Annotated in this window: 14 protein-coding genes; 11 read left to right on the top strand and 3 right to left on the bottom strand. The window is 50.0% G+C overall.

Features of this window, described 5'->3' with window-relative positions:
* The first annotated feature begins 52 nt into the window (after nt 1-52).
* The 4 genes from A9B99_RS21350 to rlmM all read left to right on the top strand — a co-directional run bounded on the left by A9B99_RS21350 (nt 53) and on the right by rlmM (nt 3,078).
* Nucleotides 53-280 (top strand): YgdI/YgdR family lipoprotein, encoded by a 228-nt coding sequence (locus tag A9B99_RS21350; RefSeq protein ID WP_064601083.1) that lies wholly within the window; start codon nt 53-55, stop codon nt 278-280.
* A gap of 352 nt (nt 281-632) precedes the next feature.
* Nucleotides 633-1,550 carry a glycine cleavage system transcriptional regulator GcvA gene (gene gcvA / locus A9B99_RS21345; RefSeq protein WP_064601081.1) on the top strand — a complete coding sequence of 306 codons (918 nt, stop codon included), beginning with the start codon at nt 633-635 and terminating at the stop codon, nt 1,548-1,550.
* Between the two features lie 39 nt (nt 1,551-1,589).
* A complete protein-coding gene (locus tag A9B99_RS21340; RefSeq protein WP_064601079.1) occupies nt 1,590-1,985 on the top strand; it encodes a DUF423 domain-containing protein in 396 nt (131 codons plus the stop codon).
* A complete protein-coding gene (rlmM, locus tag A9B99_RS21335) occupies nt 1,978-3,078 on the top strand; it encodes a 23S rRNA (cytidine(2498)-2'-O)-methyltransferase RlmM (RefSeq protein WP_064601076.1) in 1,101 nt (366 codons plus the stop codon). The genes A9B99_RS21340 and rlmM overlap by 8 nt, the downstream gene beginning before the upstream one ends.
* Nucleotides 3,079-3,118: 40 nt before the next feature.
* Here the strand turns inward: rlmM and xni are convergent, their stop codons facing one another.
* From xni to queF, 3 genes are all read right to left on the bottom strand, one after another.
* A complete protein-coding gene (xni, locus tag A9B99_RS21330) occupies nt 3,119-3,874 on the bottom strand; it encodes a flap endonuclease Xni (RefSeq protein ID WP_064601245.1) in 756 nt (251 codons plus the stop codon).
* A gap of 211 nt (nt 3,875-4,085) precedes the next feature.
* Nucleotides 4,086-5,450: a nucleotide 5'-monophosphate nucleosidase PpnN gene (gene ppnN / locus A9B99_RS21325; protein WP_064601074.1), complete on the bottom strand. Its 1,365-nt coding sequence runs from the start codon at nt 5,448-5,450 to the stop codon at nt 4,086-4,088.
* A gap of 171 nt (nt 5,451-5,621) precedes the next feature.
* Nucleotides 5,622-6,470, bottom strand: coding sequence for an NADPH-dependent 7-cyano-7-deazaguanine reductase QueF (gene queF / locus A9B99_RS21320; RefSeq protein ID WP_064601072.1), 849 nt, complete (start codon nt 6,468-6,470; stop codon nt 5,622-5,624).
* 174 nt (nt 6,471-6,644) lie between these two features.
* On the opposite strand from queF, the gene syd reads away from it, so the two are divergent.
* The 7 genes from syd (at nt 6,645) to gudD (ending at nt 13,859) form a co-directional block, all read left to right on the top strand.
* On the top strand, nt 6,645-7,193 hold the full coding sequence (gene syd / locus A9B99_RS21315) for a SecY-interacting protein (protein WP_064601069.1): 549 nt from the start codon (nt 6,645-6,647) through the stop codon (nt 7,191-7,193).
* 642 nt (nt 7,194-7,835) lie between these two features.
* The gene (locus tag A9B99_RS21310; protein WP_064601067.1) at nt 7,836-8,165 is read left to right on the top strand and encodes a YqcC family protein; all 330 of its coding nucleotides are present in this window, start codon (nt 7,836-7,838) and stop codon (nt 8,163-8,165) included.
* Nucleotides 8,166-8,167: 2 nt separating this feature from the next.
* Nucleotides 8,168-8,959 (top strand): tRNA pseudouridine(65) synthase TruC, encoded by a 792-nt coding sequence (truC, locus tag A9B99_RS21305; RefSeq protein ID WP_231889237.1) that lies wholly within the window; start codon nt 8,168-8,170, stop codon nt 8,957-8,959.
* Between the two features lie 4 nt (nt 8,960-8,963).
* A complete protein-coding gene (locus A9B99_RS21300; protein WP_064601244.1) occupies nt 8,964-9,407 on the top strand; it encodes a flavodoxin in 444 nt (147 codons plus the stop codon).
* A gap of 390 nt (nt 9,408-9,797) precedes the next feature.
* Nucleotides 9,798-11,174, top strand: a complete 1,377-nt coding sequence (locus tag A9B99_RS21295; RefSeq protein WP_064601063.1) for an MFS transporter — start codon at nt 9,798-9,800, stop codon at nt 11,172-11,174.
* Entirely contained in the window at nt 11,158-12,519 is a 1,362-nt protein-coding gene (locus A9B99_RS21290; RefSeq protein ID WP_064601061.1) for an enolase C-terminal domain-like protein, read from the top strand. The genes A9B99_RS21295 and A9B99_RS21290 overlap by 17 nt, the downstream gene beginning before the upstream one ends.
* A complete protein-coding gene (gene gudD, locus A9B99_RS21285; RefSeq protein WP_064601059.1) occupies nt 12,519-13,859 on the top strand; it encodes a glucarate dehydratase in 1,341 nt (446 codons plus the stop codon). The genes A9B99_RS21290 and gudD overlap by 1 nt, the downstream gene beginning before the upstream one ends.
* Nucleotides 13,860-13,885: the final 26 nt, after the last annotated feature.

Below are 13,885 nucleotides of genomic sequence, written 5' to 3'. Positions count from 1 at the left end.
TCAATAGTGTGGCTGCATTATAAAGCAGCATCTCATACTGAAGGAGGCGAGAATGACAAAGATTTATGCAATGCTGTGTGCGGGGATGATGACACTGGCACTTTCAGCCTGCTCCGGACCCAATTATGTGATGCACACCAATGATGGCAGAACGATTGTCACTCAGGGGAAACCCTCAACCGATGATGAAACCGGCATGATTAAATATGAAGATGCCAGTGGAGCTAAGCAACAGATAAACCGTTCAGATGTAAAAGAAATGACGGCGCTGGATGATTGATATTCGCTGATCTTCAGGCAAAAAAAAGCACCGCAAATCGCGGTGCTATACAAATCACTATGGACAGACAGGGTAAATGTACAGGAAGTGAAAAAGGCAGCCCTTGCCGCCAGGGTCTGAATAGCAGACCAATGCAAACACAACAACACAACATCACAACCGTAAGCCAAAAGCCCCTCTAAAACCTTCATTTCAGAATAGCTTTTCGTTCCGGCTCAGGAAGTGACGCCACTATAGGTATTTGCTGGTGCAACCTCAACGGACAATTTATAATGGCTCAGATAAAAAAAACTAATAGGTTAAACTCTGTTTCCTGTTTGTTATTATTGGTTAACATAAAAGCCAGGCAAAGATGTCAAAGCGACTTCCACCTCTCAACGCATTACGTGTGTTCGATGCTGCTGCACGCCATTTGAGTTTTACCAAAGCGGCTGAAGAACTATTCGTGACTCAGGCTGCGGTCAGCCACCAGATAAAGTCCCTGGAAGATTTTCTGGGGCTTAAATTATTCCGTCGACGTAACCGTTCCCTTCTGCTTACAGAGGAAGGACAGAGCTATTTTCTCGATATCAAAGAGATATTCTCCCAGTTAACTGAGGCAACGCGCAAACTACAGGCGCGGAGTGCGAAAGGGGCGTTGACTGTCAGTTTACTGCCAAGTTTTGCAATACAGTGGCTGGTACCGCGTTTATCAAGCTTCAATGCTGATTACCCGGGGATTGATGTACGTATTCAGGCGGTGGACAGGCAGGAAGATAAACTGGCGGATGATGTCGATGTGGCCATTTTTTATGGACGGGGAAACTGGCCGGGGCTGCGTGTTGAAAAGCTGTATGCCGAGTATTTGCTTCCTGTTTGTTCGCCGTTGTTGTTAACCGGAGATAAACCGTTAAAATCCCCTGAGGATTTAATTCAGCATACGCTTTTGCATGATGCGTCGCGCCGTGACTGGCAGGCCTACACCCGGCAACTGGGGCTGGCCCATATTAATGTGCAACAGGGGCCGATATTTAGCCACAGCTCAATGGTGTTGCAGGCGGCTATCCACGGGCAAGGAATTGCGTTAGCCAACAATGTTATGGCGCAATCTGAGATTGAAGCAGGCCGTCTGGTCTGTCCTTTCAATGATGTGCTGGTGAGTAAAAACGCGTTCTATCTGGTTTGTCATGACAGCCAGGCGGAACTGGGAAAAATCGCAGCCTTCCGGCAGTGGATCCTTGCGAAAGCGGCCAGTGAACAAGAAAAATTCCGTTTTCGTTATGATCATTAATCTGTACTGCCAGGGCAGAGCACAATTTAAGGTAATACCATGACCAGCCGTTTTATGCTGATTTTTGCCGCGGTGAGCGGTTTTGTTTATGTCGCCTTTGGCGCATTCGGCGCACATGTTCTCAGTAAGTCTATTGGGGTTGCTGAACTGGGATGGATACATACCGGGCTCCAGTATCAGGCATTCCATACGCTGGCAATTTTAGGCCTGGCGGTGGCGATGCAACGCCGGATCAGTATCTGGTTTTACTGGAGTAGTGTTTTTCTGGCATTAGGGACGGTTTTGTTCAGCGGCAGTTTGTACTGCCTGGCCTTGTCCCAACTCCGTTTATGGGCGTTTGTCACCCCCGTTGGAGGAGTGAGTTTTTTAGCCGGTTGGGTATTGATGCTGATTGGCGCAATTCGATTGAAACGCAAAGGTGTAACGCATGAATAAGGTAGTACTTTACTGCCGGCAGGGTTTTGAAAAAGAGTGTGCCGCGGAAATAACTGACAAAGCGGCGCAATTAGAAGTGTACGGCTTTGCCCGGGTAAAAGAGCATTCTGCCTGGGTATTATTTGAATGCTACCAGGATGGCGATGCAGAAAAACTGATAAAAAATCTGCCATTTATGTCGCTGATTTTTGCCCGGCAAATGTTCATTACTGGCGAGTTACTCAAAGATTTGCCGCCGGAGGATCGTATCACGCCAGTTGTTGCCACACTCACCGGCCAGGTTGATAAAGGCGGCGATTTGCGTGTGGAAGTTGCTGATACCAACGAAAGTAAAGAACTGATGAAGTTCTGCCGTAAATTTACGGTACCGTTACGCGGTGCATTGCGTGCTGCCGGGGTCTTATCAAAAGTTGAAAACAACCGTCGCCCGGTGGTTCATGTCTTTTTTATCGCTCCGGGTTGTTGCTATGTGGGTTATTCCCTGAGTACCAATAATTCGCCATTTTATATGGGAATACCTCGTCTTAAGTTTCCCTCCGATGCGCCAAGCCGCTCCACCCTCAAGCTGGAGGAAGCTTTTCATGTGTTTATTCCTGAAGATGAATGGGATGAACGCCTGGCGAATGGTATGTATGCCGTGGATCTGGGAGCCTGCCCGGGCGGTTGGACATATCAACTGGTGAAACGCAACATGTGGGTTTCCTCTGTGGATAACGGGCCTATGGCACAAAGCCTGATGGATACCGGGCAGGTAACCTGGTTGCGGGAAGATGGTTTCCGCTTCCGCCCTAATCGCAATAATATTTCATGGATGGTGTGCGACATGGTGGAAAAGCCCGCCAAAGTAACGGCACTGATGGTACAGTGGCTGGTAAATGGCTGGTGCCGTGAAACCATTTTTAACCTCAAACTGCCAATGAAAAAGCGTTATGAAGAGGTATCGCAAAATCTGGCATTTATTCGTAATGCTCTGGATGAACAGGGTATTAATGCCACCATTCAGGCCAGGCAGTTGTATCATGACCGGGAGGAAGTCACCGTACATGTACGCCGCTGGTGGGCAGCTGTCGGTGGGCGGCGCGACGAGCGCTAAGCGTACTGTAGTGACTGGTTTTGCGCGCCAGTAATCCGGGCTATCGCTTCAGGCGCAGTTGCTGCAGGTTGCCTGATAACACCAGCCCGGTCTCCAGCGTAACCAGTTTTCTGCTAAGCAGGGCATTATCATATTGCCCTGTGAGCTTTTTCTTCCACTTCTGCGGAACGTCATCCAGGTGTTGCCAGAGGTTTTCCAGAGTCTGGTACTGGCTGATTAACTGGCTGGCGGTTTTGGGGCCAATACCCGGCACTCCTGGAATTTTACTGCTGCTAACACCCGTCAGGCCCCAGTAATGGGGTAATGCCTCTGGTGTTACGCCAAACTCTTCTGCAATAAACGGGGCATCCAGCCAACGTTTTTGGAAATAGTCGCGAATACGAATAGTGGGCGACAGGAGTTGGCAGTAGCCTTTATCGGTGGAAACGATGGTGGCCAGCTGCCCGGCTGCAGCAACTTTTGCGGCCAGCGTTGCAGCCAGGTCATCGGCCTCGCAGTTTTCCAGAGACCAGCAGGCGACACCCTGTTCGGCGAAAGTCTCGCGAATCAGCGGCATTTCATGTTGTAAATCTTCCGGTACTGCTGAACGCCCTGCTTTATATGACGGGAACAGGCGGTAGCGCCAGCCATCGTGCCGGTTCTCATCATCGAATACTGCAACAGCATGAGTGGGGCTGGCGTGGTTAAGTAACTGCCTAAGCGCATGTATGCAGGTATCCCGACAAGGGGAGCCGGATACGGCATGAATGCGCCGGATAAGATTCAGCGCGTCAATTATCAGTAAGTGTGATGACATAGCAGTATTTTTCAGCAGGTTACCATAAATAAACCCTACCATTTTATGGCTTTTACTACCATGACAGGGGAAAACAATGCGCGGCAGTTTCCATTTTTTTCAGTAACAAACCTTATGTTCGCACCGAACGAAAAGATGTTACTCAATAAAAAAGGGCAGTATTCACTGCCCTTTATGAATGGCTACGCATTAACCCGATATTAATTCACTATCAACTACAAATTTCGTAGCAGGGAATGTAGGTTGATCCTGGGAGCTTCATACGATGCTGGGCTACAAAACCCTGCAGTAAATCATCCATCCGTTTCATTATTTGGCTGTCACCATGGATCTTATACGGGCCAAAGGATTCAATCGCTTTGATACCTACTTCTTTCACGTTACCCGCGACAATTCCTGAGAAAGCCCGGCGCAGATCAGCGGCCAGTTTCTCTGCTGGCTGCTCCGTGTGCAGGTTAAGGTTCGCCATATTTTCATGGGTGGGTTCGAAGGGGAGTTGCAAGTCTGGCGCAATACGTAATGACCAGTTGAAGCTGTAAGCATCTCCGCTTTCACGACGGTTCTCTTTCACCATCGGCATCGCTTTTTTCATTTGGCGCGCCACTTCAGCCGCATCATCAACAATGATGGTGTAATGTTTGCGGGCTTCTTCACCCAGCGTGTTAACAATGAACTCATCCAGTACCCGGAAGTAATCCGCGCTGCCTTTTGGCCCGGTGAGGATCAGCGGCAGTACCTGATTCTGGTTTTCCGGATTCATCAGAATACCGAGCAGGTATAACAGTTCTTCTGCAGTGCCTACACCACCCGGGAAAATGATGATGCCATGAGCAATACGCACAAATGCTTCAAGGCGTTTTTCGATATCTGGCATGATTATCAGTTCATTAACCAGTGGGTTTGGCGGCTCAGCGGCGATAATTGAAGGCTCAGTCATACCAATAAACCGGCCATCTTTGTAACGCTGTTGTGCGTGCCCAACCGCCGCACCTTTCATCGGGGCTTCCATTGCTCCGGGCCCACAACCAGTGCAGATATTCAATTCCCGCAAGCCGAGTTGGTTACCTACGCTGCGGCCATACAAATATTCAGTTTCATTAATTGAGTGGCCACCCCAGCAAACAACCAGGTTCGGGGCTTCACCAACATGCAATGCCCGGGCATTGCGCAAAATCGAGAACACCAGGTTAGTGATATGTACCGAGGCTTCCATATTCAGGTGTTGTACCCGGCTGGCAAGATTAATCTGCCCGTTAACGAACAGAATATCGCGCAACACGGCAAACAAGTTGGCCTGCAGTGAACGAATGATATGCCCATCGACAAAAGCATCTTCAGGCGGGTTAATCAGCTCAAGTTTCACGCCACGTTCCCGGCGCAGTACGTTGATGTCAAAATTCTGAAAACGGGATAACAGTTCTTTGCTGCTGTCTGTCTGGCTACCCGAGTTCAGAACGGCAAGTGAACAGTTACGAAACAGTTGATAAAGATCGCTACTGGCCGTGCGCTTAAGCATGTCGACTTCCAGTTGCGACAACAAATCCATTGAACCAAGTGGGCTGATATGTGTAATCAAGTAGACTCCTTATGGGGCTAAAGGCACAGCTCCCTGTGATTACAATAGCCCTGGCTTGTGGGTTTTAACAACCCACACGAGTGCAACAGTTTGCATTATTGTGTTGATTCGCGTGTTGGTTCGCATAGCGAAAACTGATTTGGAACTTAGCTCATCCATGAGCCACAGGGATTATTGGCGGGGCAGGCGGCCTGTCGCGGGGGTGAACGCATAATTGCTGCGCCAGGGGTTGATATCCAGCCCACCACGACGGGTATAGCGGGCGTAAACACTAAGCGCTTTGGGTTGGCAGTAACGCTGGATATCATTAAAGATGCGTTCAACACATTGTTCATGGAACTCGTTATGATGGCGAAAAGAGACCAGGTAACGCAGCAGCTTTTCGCGATCAATGCGCTTGCCCTGATAGGCGATTTGTACTGAACCCCAGTCTGGCTGGTGAGTAATCAGGCAATTTGACTTCAGTAAATGGCTGACCAGTGTTTCTTCAATGACCGGCCCTGTGCTTGCGGCGCCTTCGAGCAACGTGTCATCAAACTGATAATCATCAATAGTGATATCCTGGTTGTCGATACACTCCCCGTTAAAAGCGGCGATAGGTTGCCCTTCCAGAAAACCAACGCTATACAGCGTGACGGCAACCTGGCCTTTTGCACACTGGCTCAGATCACGAATCAGTGTCTGGCGTACGTCGTCCCAGCTTTCAAAATGGGTTTGGTTGAAACTGTTGAGGTAAAGTTTAAAACTCTTCGATTCAATCAAGTTGACGCTGCGCGCTTCCAGTTCAACATGCCCAACAGCAACCTGAGGCAGACCTTTGCTGTTAAGCCAGGAGAGTTCGTACAATGTCCAAATGTCGCAACCGTGGAACGGCAGGCTATCGGCGTGCAACCCCAGTGGGTCGCGGTTCAGGCTGCGGGGAACAGGTTGCAATAAATTAGCGTCGTAGCGATCCCGGTAATCCGTTGTTTTACCCAGTGTAAGGCCGCTGAGCGCCTTGTGGTTATCGTAAACAGTCATACTTTACCTTTAAATAGGATGCCGAAAAGGTGGTACTTATTTTTAGCGTAAATTTTGAAGCCGGAAGTTAGCAAGCAGCGCTACCATCCTGTATGGTGTCCGCTTTGGTCGTTAACGCTACCCGGCATCTTCTCGCCTGGTTGCCGGTGTGCAGTGACTTCTTCGGAGAAAAGAGTGGATAACGCTGTTCAGAGTGCTTTGCAGGATTTTACCACACGATACAGCCAGACGTGGGATCAACTGTGTGGAACCCACCCGGCGAGTGATGAACTGTTCGGTGTACCATCACCCTGTATTACGCAAACTAAAAAAGATGTGGTGTACTGGCAACCTCAGCCTTTTAGCCTGTCTGAAGATTTGGGCGCTGTTGAGCGAGCCATGGGGATAACCCTTCAGCCAGCGATTCACCAGTTTTACACCACGCAATTTGCCGGTGATATGCTGGCAACGTTTGGGGGATTACCGTTAACGTTACTGCAGGTATGGAGTGAAGAAGATTTTACCCGTGTGCAGGAGAATGTGATTGGGCATCTGGTTACTCAACGGCGTTTAAAACTTTCACCAACGGTTTTCATTGGCACTGTTGAAAGTGAGTCACAGGTGGTTGCTGTGTGTAACCTGAGTGGTGAAGTGGTGCTCGAAACACTCGGGCGTAAGGTGCGTCAGGTTCTCGCTCCTTCACTTACCCGGTTCCTTGAAGAGGCCAGTCCGCGGACTTTGTAGTCCTTTTGGCTTACTTCCTTGTGAGATATCTCTTACAAAGTTGTAGGATAATTGCCAGAGAAAATGCATTACCTTTTAGATGGTTGTTTTTAAAAAATTTTTATTATCATACTGTTAAAGGTGAGCTATACATTAGCGGATGAAACTTTACGTAGGGTTTATCTGATACCATCTTGTAACTGCCTGCTGAATCAGCGATTCTAATGTCATCGACAGGGAGTTGATAATGAAGCAGATATCAGGATGACGTCTCTTCAAACAGGACACACCAGAAGGTGTAACAGGGAAGGCTTCAGGATGAAGCAAAGAGGATAGCGCAAGGTTGCGCAAAAGGACACCTCCAGGATGGAGAATGAGAGCCCGACAGGAGTCAGGCGGGTCAGGATGACTTAAGGAAAGATGCGTCGGGGGGCGCTTGTAGCATCGGGAAGACGCGTGCAGGAAGCACTAACAAGGATTGTTAATCAGGAAAAGTTGTCAAGGATGAGCAGGGAGCATAATAAGTAGCCGGATAGCTGCTAAACGAACCGGGAGCACTGTTTAACAGTGCTCCCTTTTTTATTATTGTTTCCCACCCACTGTTTTTCTCATTACCGCCGGCAATGGTATGCTTGTGCCTGTTGATGTTGCCCGGAGAAAACCATGAACCACCACCAGGCCGTACGCCGCCATCTGCACATGCTTGAACAACAGTTGCGTGATTGTGGGCAGTGGCAGGCCGAACCACCTCATGCCAGTGCTTTCGAAAGTTCACAGCCATTCTTTCTTGATACCTTACAACCTTATGAATGGTTGCAATGGGTGCTTATTCCCCGGATGCATGCGTTACTGGATGGCCCACATGCATTACCCGAGAACTTCGCAGTCGCGCCTTATTATGAACAGGCGCTTGCCCCAGACCACACTGGCCGGGAATCCGTACTGGCAGTATTGGTGGAGCTGGACGCCTTATTTTCAGGTGATAAATCGTGACACTGGAAATTCTCTACCAGGATGACTGGCTGGTCGCAGTCAATAAACCCTCAGGCTGGTTAGTGCACCGCAGTTGGCTGGACAGGGACGAAAAAGTGGTGGTCATGCAGACAGTGCGTGATCAAATCGGCCAGCATGTGTTTACTGTGCATCGTCTTGACAGGCCGACATCGGGCGTGTTGTTGCTTGGGCTGAGTAGTGAAGCAGGGCGCAGGCTATCCCGTCAATTTGAGCAGCATGAAATTCAAAAGCGCTATCATGCAATTACCCGTGGCTGGCTTGAGGGAACTGATGTACTGGATTACCCGCTGATAGAAGAAATGGATAAAATCGCGGATAAATTTTCCCGGCAAGATAAAGTTGCACAGCCTGCTGTAACTGAATATCGCGGTCTGGCGACAGTGGAAATGCCGGTGCCGGTTGGCCGCTATGACACCGCACGTTACAGCCTGGTTGAACTGTTACCTAAGACCGGGCGTAAACATCAGCTACGCCGCCATATGGTGCATCTGCGCCATCCTATTATTGGCGATACAAAACATGGTGATTTGCGCCAGAACCGGGGAGCAGCCGAGCATTTTGGTTGTAACCGGCTTATGCTTCATGCAAGCCAACTGGCGCTGATACACCCTTTTACTGGCAAACCTCTGGTGATAAATGCCGGGCTGGATAAAAGCTGGATGCAGGCATTGTCACATTTTGGCTGGCAAGGGATCCTGAAAGAGAATGAAAGGGTTGAGTTTGTCTCTGGTGGTAGCCAGGATGGGTGTGATTGCGAAACAACAAGAGGTTAACAGGATGGCAGAAGTCGGTATTTTTGTTGGCACTGTGTATGGAAACGCACTGTTAGTTGCCGAAGAGGCAGAAGCATTATTAACGCAGCAAGGGCATCATGTCACCATTTTTGAAGACCCTGAAATCGCTGACTGGGCGCGTTACCAGGGCCATTATTCCCTGGTTATTACTTCCACTACCGGTAATGGGGATTTGCCCGATAACATTCGCTCCCTCTACCACGCTATTAAAGATGCCGGGTATTTCCCGCACCACCGTTATGGTCTGGTAGCCCTTGGCGACAGCGGCTATGAACACTTTTGTGGTGGTGGGAAGCAGTTTGATGCCTTGCTTAAGGATGTAGCGGCGCAGCGAGTTGGCGATATGTTGTTGGTGGACGCAGCAGAAGACCCGGAACCTGAGCAAGTGACCAATGCCTGGGTTGAGCACTGGGGCCACTTGATTTAATCATCTGATGTTTCTGTAATTTCCCTTTATTTAGTGTGCCTTTGTTTTGCGGTATGGCTGTCAAGTGATGCCGCTCACGTCCCAATACAATTCACTGCCTGATGAGCCCCATTTGGTAGCTAATCAGGCAAATCGTGAAGAAGTACGCAGCACGTTGGTCCGATGCTTAAATTTCTTATTCCTCTTCCCCTGAATCTTGTGCTCTTGCACGGTGAGCAGTGCACTACGTGTTTTTATACTGCATAAGCCAGTACATATTCCGTATGCGTAAAGCCCTCAGGGCGCCAGATAACAACTAACGCTGCGGCCTTTATTCATCATTCTGAAGTGCCCTACAGGTTCTGTTGTTCAGAATGGGAGTCGCTCAACGTAGAGATTCAGGAGCACAACATGAACACAGTCAGCCAGGTTGCGGATAATGTGCAGAAGCGCACTAACGCCCGATACTGGATTGTGGTGATGCTGTTTATCGTCACATCATTCAACTATGGTGACCGCGCAACGCTGTCTATAGCCGGGTCCGCCATGGCGAAAGACATTGGTCTTGATCCTGTTGGTATGGGGTATATCTTTTCGGCCTTCTCATGGGCTTATGTGATTGGGCAAATCCCGGGAGGCTGGTTGCTCGACCGTTTTGGTTCTAAACGGGTTTATTTTTGGTCTATTTTCATCTGGTCACTGTTTACCTTATTGCAAGGATTTGTCGATATATTCAGTGGGTTTGGCATTATCGCTGCGCTGTTTATGTTGCGGTTTCTTGTCGGCCTCGCTGAAGCGCCTTCGTTTCCTGGCAATAGCCGTATTGTCGCAGCCTGGTTTCCTGCCCAGGAAAGGGGAACTGCTGTGGCTATCTTCAATTCTGCGCAGTACTTCGCTACCGTTATTTTCGCGCCGATTATGGGCTGGCTGACTCATGCAGTGGGCTGGTCTCATGTCTTCTTCTTTATGGGCGGACTTGGGATCCTCATCAGCTTCCTGTGGCTCAAAATGATCCACGAACCTAACAACCACCCGGGTGTGAATAAAGCAGAACTGGAGTATATCGAGCAAGGCGGCGCTCTGATCAATATGGATCAGAAAGGGGCTAAACATCAGGTGCCAATGTCTGAAAAATGGGGGCAAATTAAGCAATTACTGTCGTCACGGATGTTGATGGGGGTTTATCTCGGCCAGTATTGCATTAATGCTCTGACTTATTTCTTTATTACCTGGTTCCCGGTGTACCTGGTTCAGGCGCGTGGAATGTCAATTCTTAAGGCGGGGATTATCGCATCTGTGCCGGCTGTCTGTGGATTTGCGGGTGGCGTGCTGGGTGGCATTATTTCCGACTGGCTGATGCGTCGCACCGGTTCCCTCAATGTTGCCCGTAAAGTACCCATTGTATGTGGCATGTTGTTGTCCATGACGATGGTGCTGTGCAATTACGTTGATGCGCAGTGGATGGTGGTTGGCTTTATGGCGATGGCTTTCTTCGGAAAAGGACTGGGGGCATTAGGTTGGGCGGTGATGGCCGATACTGCACCGAAAGAGATCAGTGGCCTGAGCGGTGGGTTGTTCAACATGTTTGGCAACCTCTCCGGCATTGTGACACCGATTGCCATTGGTTACATCATCGGGATGACAGGGTCTTTCCACGGCGCGCTGATTTATGTCGGTGTTCACGCCCTGGTTGCGGTGCTGAGCTTCCTGGTTATTGTCGGTGATATCAAACGTATTGAGCTCAAACCCGTTAAAGGGCAGGAGGCGAAACATGCACACACAATCTAGCCCGGTTATCACGGAGATGAAGGTTATCCCCGTGGCAGGTTACGACAGTATGCTGCTCAATATTGGTGGTGCACATAACGCCTGTTTCACACGCAACATCGTCGTGCTTACTGATAACGCCGGGCATACTGGTGTTGGGGAAGCCCCAGGCGGTGAAGTGATTTATCGCACGCTGAATGAGGCAATTCCCCAGGTTGTCGGGCAGGAAGTTGCCTGTCTGAACCGCCTGGTACAACAAGTGCACAAAGGTAATCAATCTGCGGATTTTGATACTTTCGGTAAAGGCGCGTGGACGTTTGAATTACGAGTGAATGCTGTTGCCGCACTGGAAGCTGCATGCCTTGATTTACTGGGGCAAGTTCTGAATGTACCGGTATGTGAGTTGTTGGGGCCAGGTCGCCAGCGCGACACCGTGACAGTTCTGGGGTATCTGTTTTATGTCGGTGACCGGCGGAAAACGGATTTGCCCTATCTGGCAAGCAGCCCAGGAACCCACGACTGGTATCGCCTGCGCCACCAGGAAGCGCTCAATTCAGAGGCGATTGTACGCCAGGCTCAGGCAGCACAAGACCGCTATGGTTTTAAAGATTTCAAACTCAAAGGGGGTGTCTTGCCTGGCGAACAGGAACTCGATGCCGCTGTGCAGCTCAAAAAGCAATTTCCTGATGCCCGCATAACCGTAGATCCGAATGGGGCATGGTTGCTGGATGAAGCCGTGGCGTTGTGCAAGGGAATGAAGGATGTGCTGACATATGCCGAAGACCCTTGTGGGGCTGAACAGGGCTTTTCTGGCCGCGAGGTGATGGCTGAATTCCGGCGCGCCACCGGGTTGCCTGTGGCAACCAATATGATTGCCACCAACTGGCGTGAAATGGGGCATTCAGTCATGCTGAACGCGGTGGATATCCCGCTGGCGGACCCTCATTTCTGGACGCTCAGTGGTGCCATTCGTGTGGCACAACTGTGTGATGACTGGGGGCTTACCTGGGGTTGCCATTCAAACAACCATTTTGACATTTCACTGGCGATGTTCAGCCATGTTGGCGCGGCCGCTCCGGGCCAACCCACCGCGCTGGATACTCACTGGATTTGGCAGGAAGGTAACCAGCGCCTGACGAAAAAACCACTGGAAATTGTTAATGGGCAAATAGCTGTGCCGGATACACCCGGGTTGGGTGTGGAACTGGACTGGGAGCAGGTCCAGGCAGCCCATGAGTTGTATAAAACATTGCCTGCAGGCGCACGGAATGATGCCAGTGCAATGCAGTATTTGGTACCAGGCTGGACATTTGATCGTAAACGCCCCGCTTTTGGTCGTGATTATATGAACACAAGGACAAGCTAATGAGTAACGTAACTTCTACTCCTGTCGTAACCGGTATGCAGGTTATTCCCGTTGCAGGCCACGACAGCATGCTGATGAATCTGAGTGGCGCTCACGCCCCTTTCTTCACCCGCAATATTGTCATTATTAAAGATAACGCCGGCCATACCGGTGTGGGTGAAATTCCCGGTGGCGAAAAAATCCGTAAAACGCTGGAAGATGCAGTAGAACTGGTTAAGGGAAAAGCACTGGGCGAATATAAAAATGTGCTGACCCTGGTTCGTCAAACATTTGCAGACCGTGATGCAGGCGGTCGCGGGTTGCAAACATTTGATTTACGTACCACGATTCATGTTGTGACCGGTATCGAAGCGGCACTGCTGGATCTGCTGGGCCAACACCTGGGAGTTAACGTTGCATCATTGCTCGGCGATGGGCAACAACGTAATGAAGTTGAAATGCTGGGTTACCTGTTTTTCGTCGGTGATCGCACACAGACACCTCTGCCTTACCAAAACCAGGCAGATGAAAAATGCGACTGGTACCGGTTGCGCCATGATAAAGCCATGACTCCAGACAGCGTAGTGCGCCTGGCTGAAGCTGCTTATGAAAAGTACGGCTTTAATGATTTCAAACTCAAAGGCGGTGTTCTTGCTGGCGAAGAAGAAGCGGAAGCGGTTACTGCACTGGCAAAACGTTTCCCGAAAGCGCGGGTTACTCTGGATCCTAATGGGGCCTGGTCGCTGAATGAAGCGATTGCTTTGGGCAAGCAACTTAAAGGTGTTCTGGCATATGCAGAAGATCCTTGCGGTGCGGAGCAGGGCTTCTCTGGCCGTGAAGTAATGGCTGAGTTCCGCCGTGCTACCGGGTTGCCAACCGCAACCAACATGATTGCCACAGACTGGCGTCAGATGGGCCATACTTTATCGCTACAGTCTGTGGATATTCCGCTGGCTGACCCACATTTTTGGACGATGCAGGGTTCGGTGCGTGTTGCTCAAATGTGCCATGATTTTGGGCTGACATGGGGTTCGCATTCCAATAATCACTTTGATGTTTCTCTGGCAATGTTTACCCATGTGGCTGCTGCGGCACCGGGTAAGGTCACCGCTATTGATACCCACTGGATTTGGCAGGAAGGTAACCAGCGTCTGACTCGCGAACCACTGCAGATTAAAGGCGGTATGGTTCAGGTACCGGCCAAACCCGGTTTGGGTATTGAACTGGATATGGACCAGGTCATGAAAGCTCATGAGTTGTATCAAAAACACGGACTTGGCGCACGAGATGATGCCATGGCTATGCAGTATCTTATCCCTGACTGGACGTTTGATAACAAACGCCCATGCATGGTGCGTTAACCGCGATTTTTACCGACACAGGCCAG

Source organism: Mangrovibacter phragmitis (assembly GCF_001655675.1).
Taxonomy (GTDB): Bacteria; Pseudomonadota; Gammaproteobacteria; order Enterobacterales; family Enterobacteriaceae; genus Mangrovibacter; species Mangrovibacter phragmitis.
The sequence above is the reverse complement of the archived record's forward strand: the minus strand, read 5'-3'. Positions and strand labels throughout refer to the sequence as shown.

Excerpts from the sequence above, each read along its gene's own strand:
- A9B99_RS21350 (WP_064601083.1), top strand. The coding sequence starts at position 53 with ATGACAAAGATTTATGCAATGCTGTGTGCGGGGATGATGACACTGGCA.
- gcvA (WP_064601081.1), top strand. The coding sequence starts at position 633 with ATGTCAAAGCGACTTCCACCTCTCAACGCATTACGTGTGTTCGATGCT.
- A9B99_RS21340 (WP_064601079.1), top strand. The coding sequence starts at position 1,590 with ATGACCAGCCGTTTTATGCTGATTTTTGCCGCGGTGAGCGGTTTTGTT.
- rlmM (WP_064601076.1), top strand. The coding sequence starts at position 1,978 with ATGAATAAGGTAGTACTTTACTGCCGGCAGGGTTTTGAAAAAGAGTGT.
- xni (WP_064601245.1), bottom strand. The coding sequence starts at position 3,874 with ATGTCATCACACTTACTGATAATTGACGCGCTGAATCTTATCCGGCGC.
- queF (WP_064601072.1), bottom strand. The coding sequence starts at position 6,470 with ATGACTGTTTACGATAACCACAAGGCGCTCAGCGGCCTTACACTGGGT.
- A9B99_RS21310 (WP_064601067.1), top strand. The coding sequence starts at position 7,836 with ATGAACCACCACCAGGCCGTACGCCGCCATCTGCACATGCTTGAACAA.
- A9B99_RS21300 (WP_064601244.1), top strand. The coding sequence starts at position 8,964 with ATGGCAGAAGTCGGTATTTTTGTTGGCACTGTGTATGGAAACGCACTG.
- A9B99_RS21295 (WP_064601063.1), top strand. The coding sequence starts at position 9,798 with ATGAACACAGTCAGCCAGGTTGCGGATAATGTGCAGAAGCGCACTAAC.
- A9B99_RS21290 (WP_064601061.1), top strand. The coding sequence starts at position 11,158 with ATGCACACACAATCTAGCCCGGTTATCACGGAGATGAAGGTTATCCCC.
- gudD (WP_064601059.1), top strand. The coding sequence starts at position 12,519 with ATGAGTAACGTAACTTCTACTCCTGTCGTAACCGGTATGCAGGTTATT.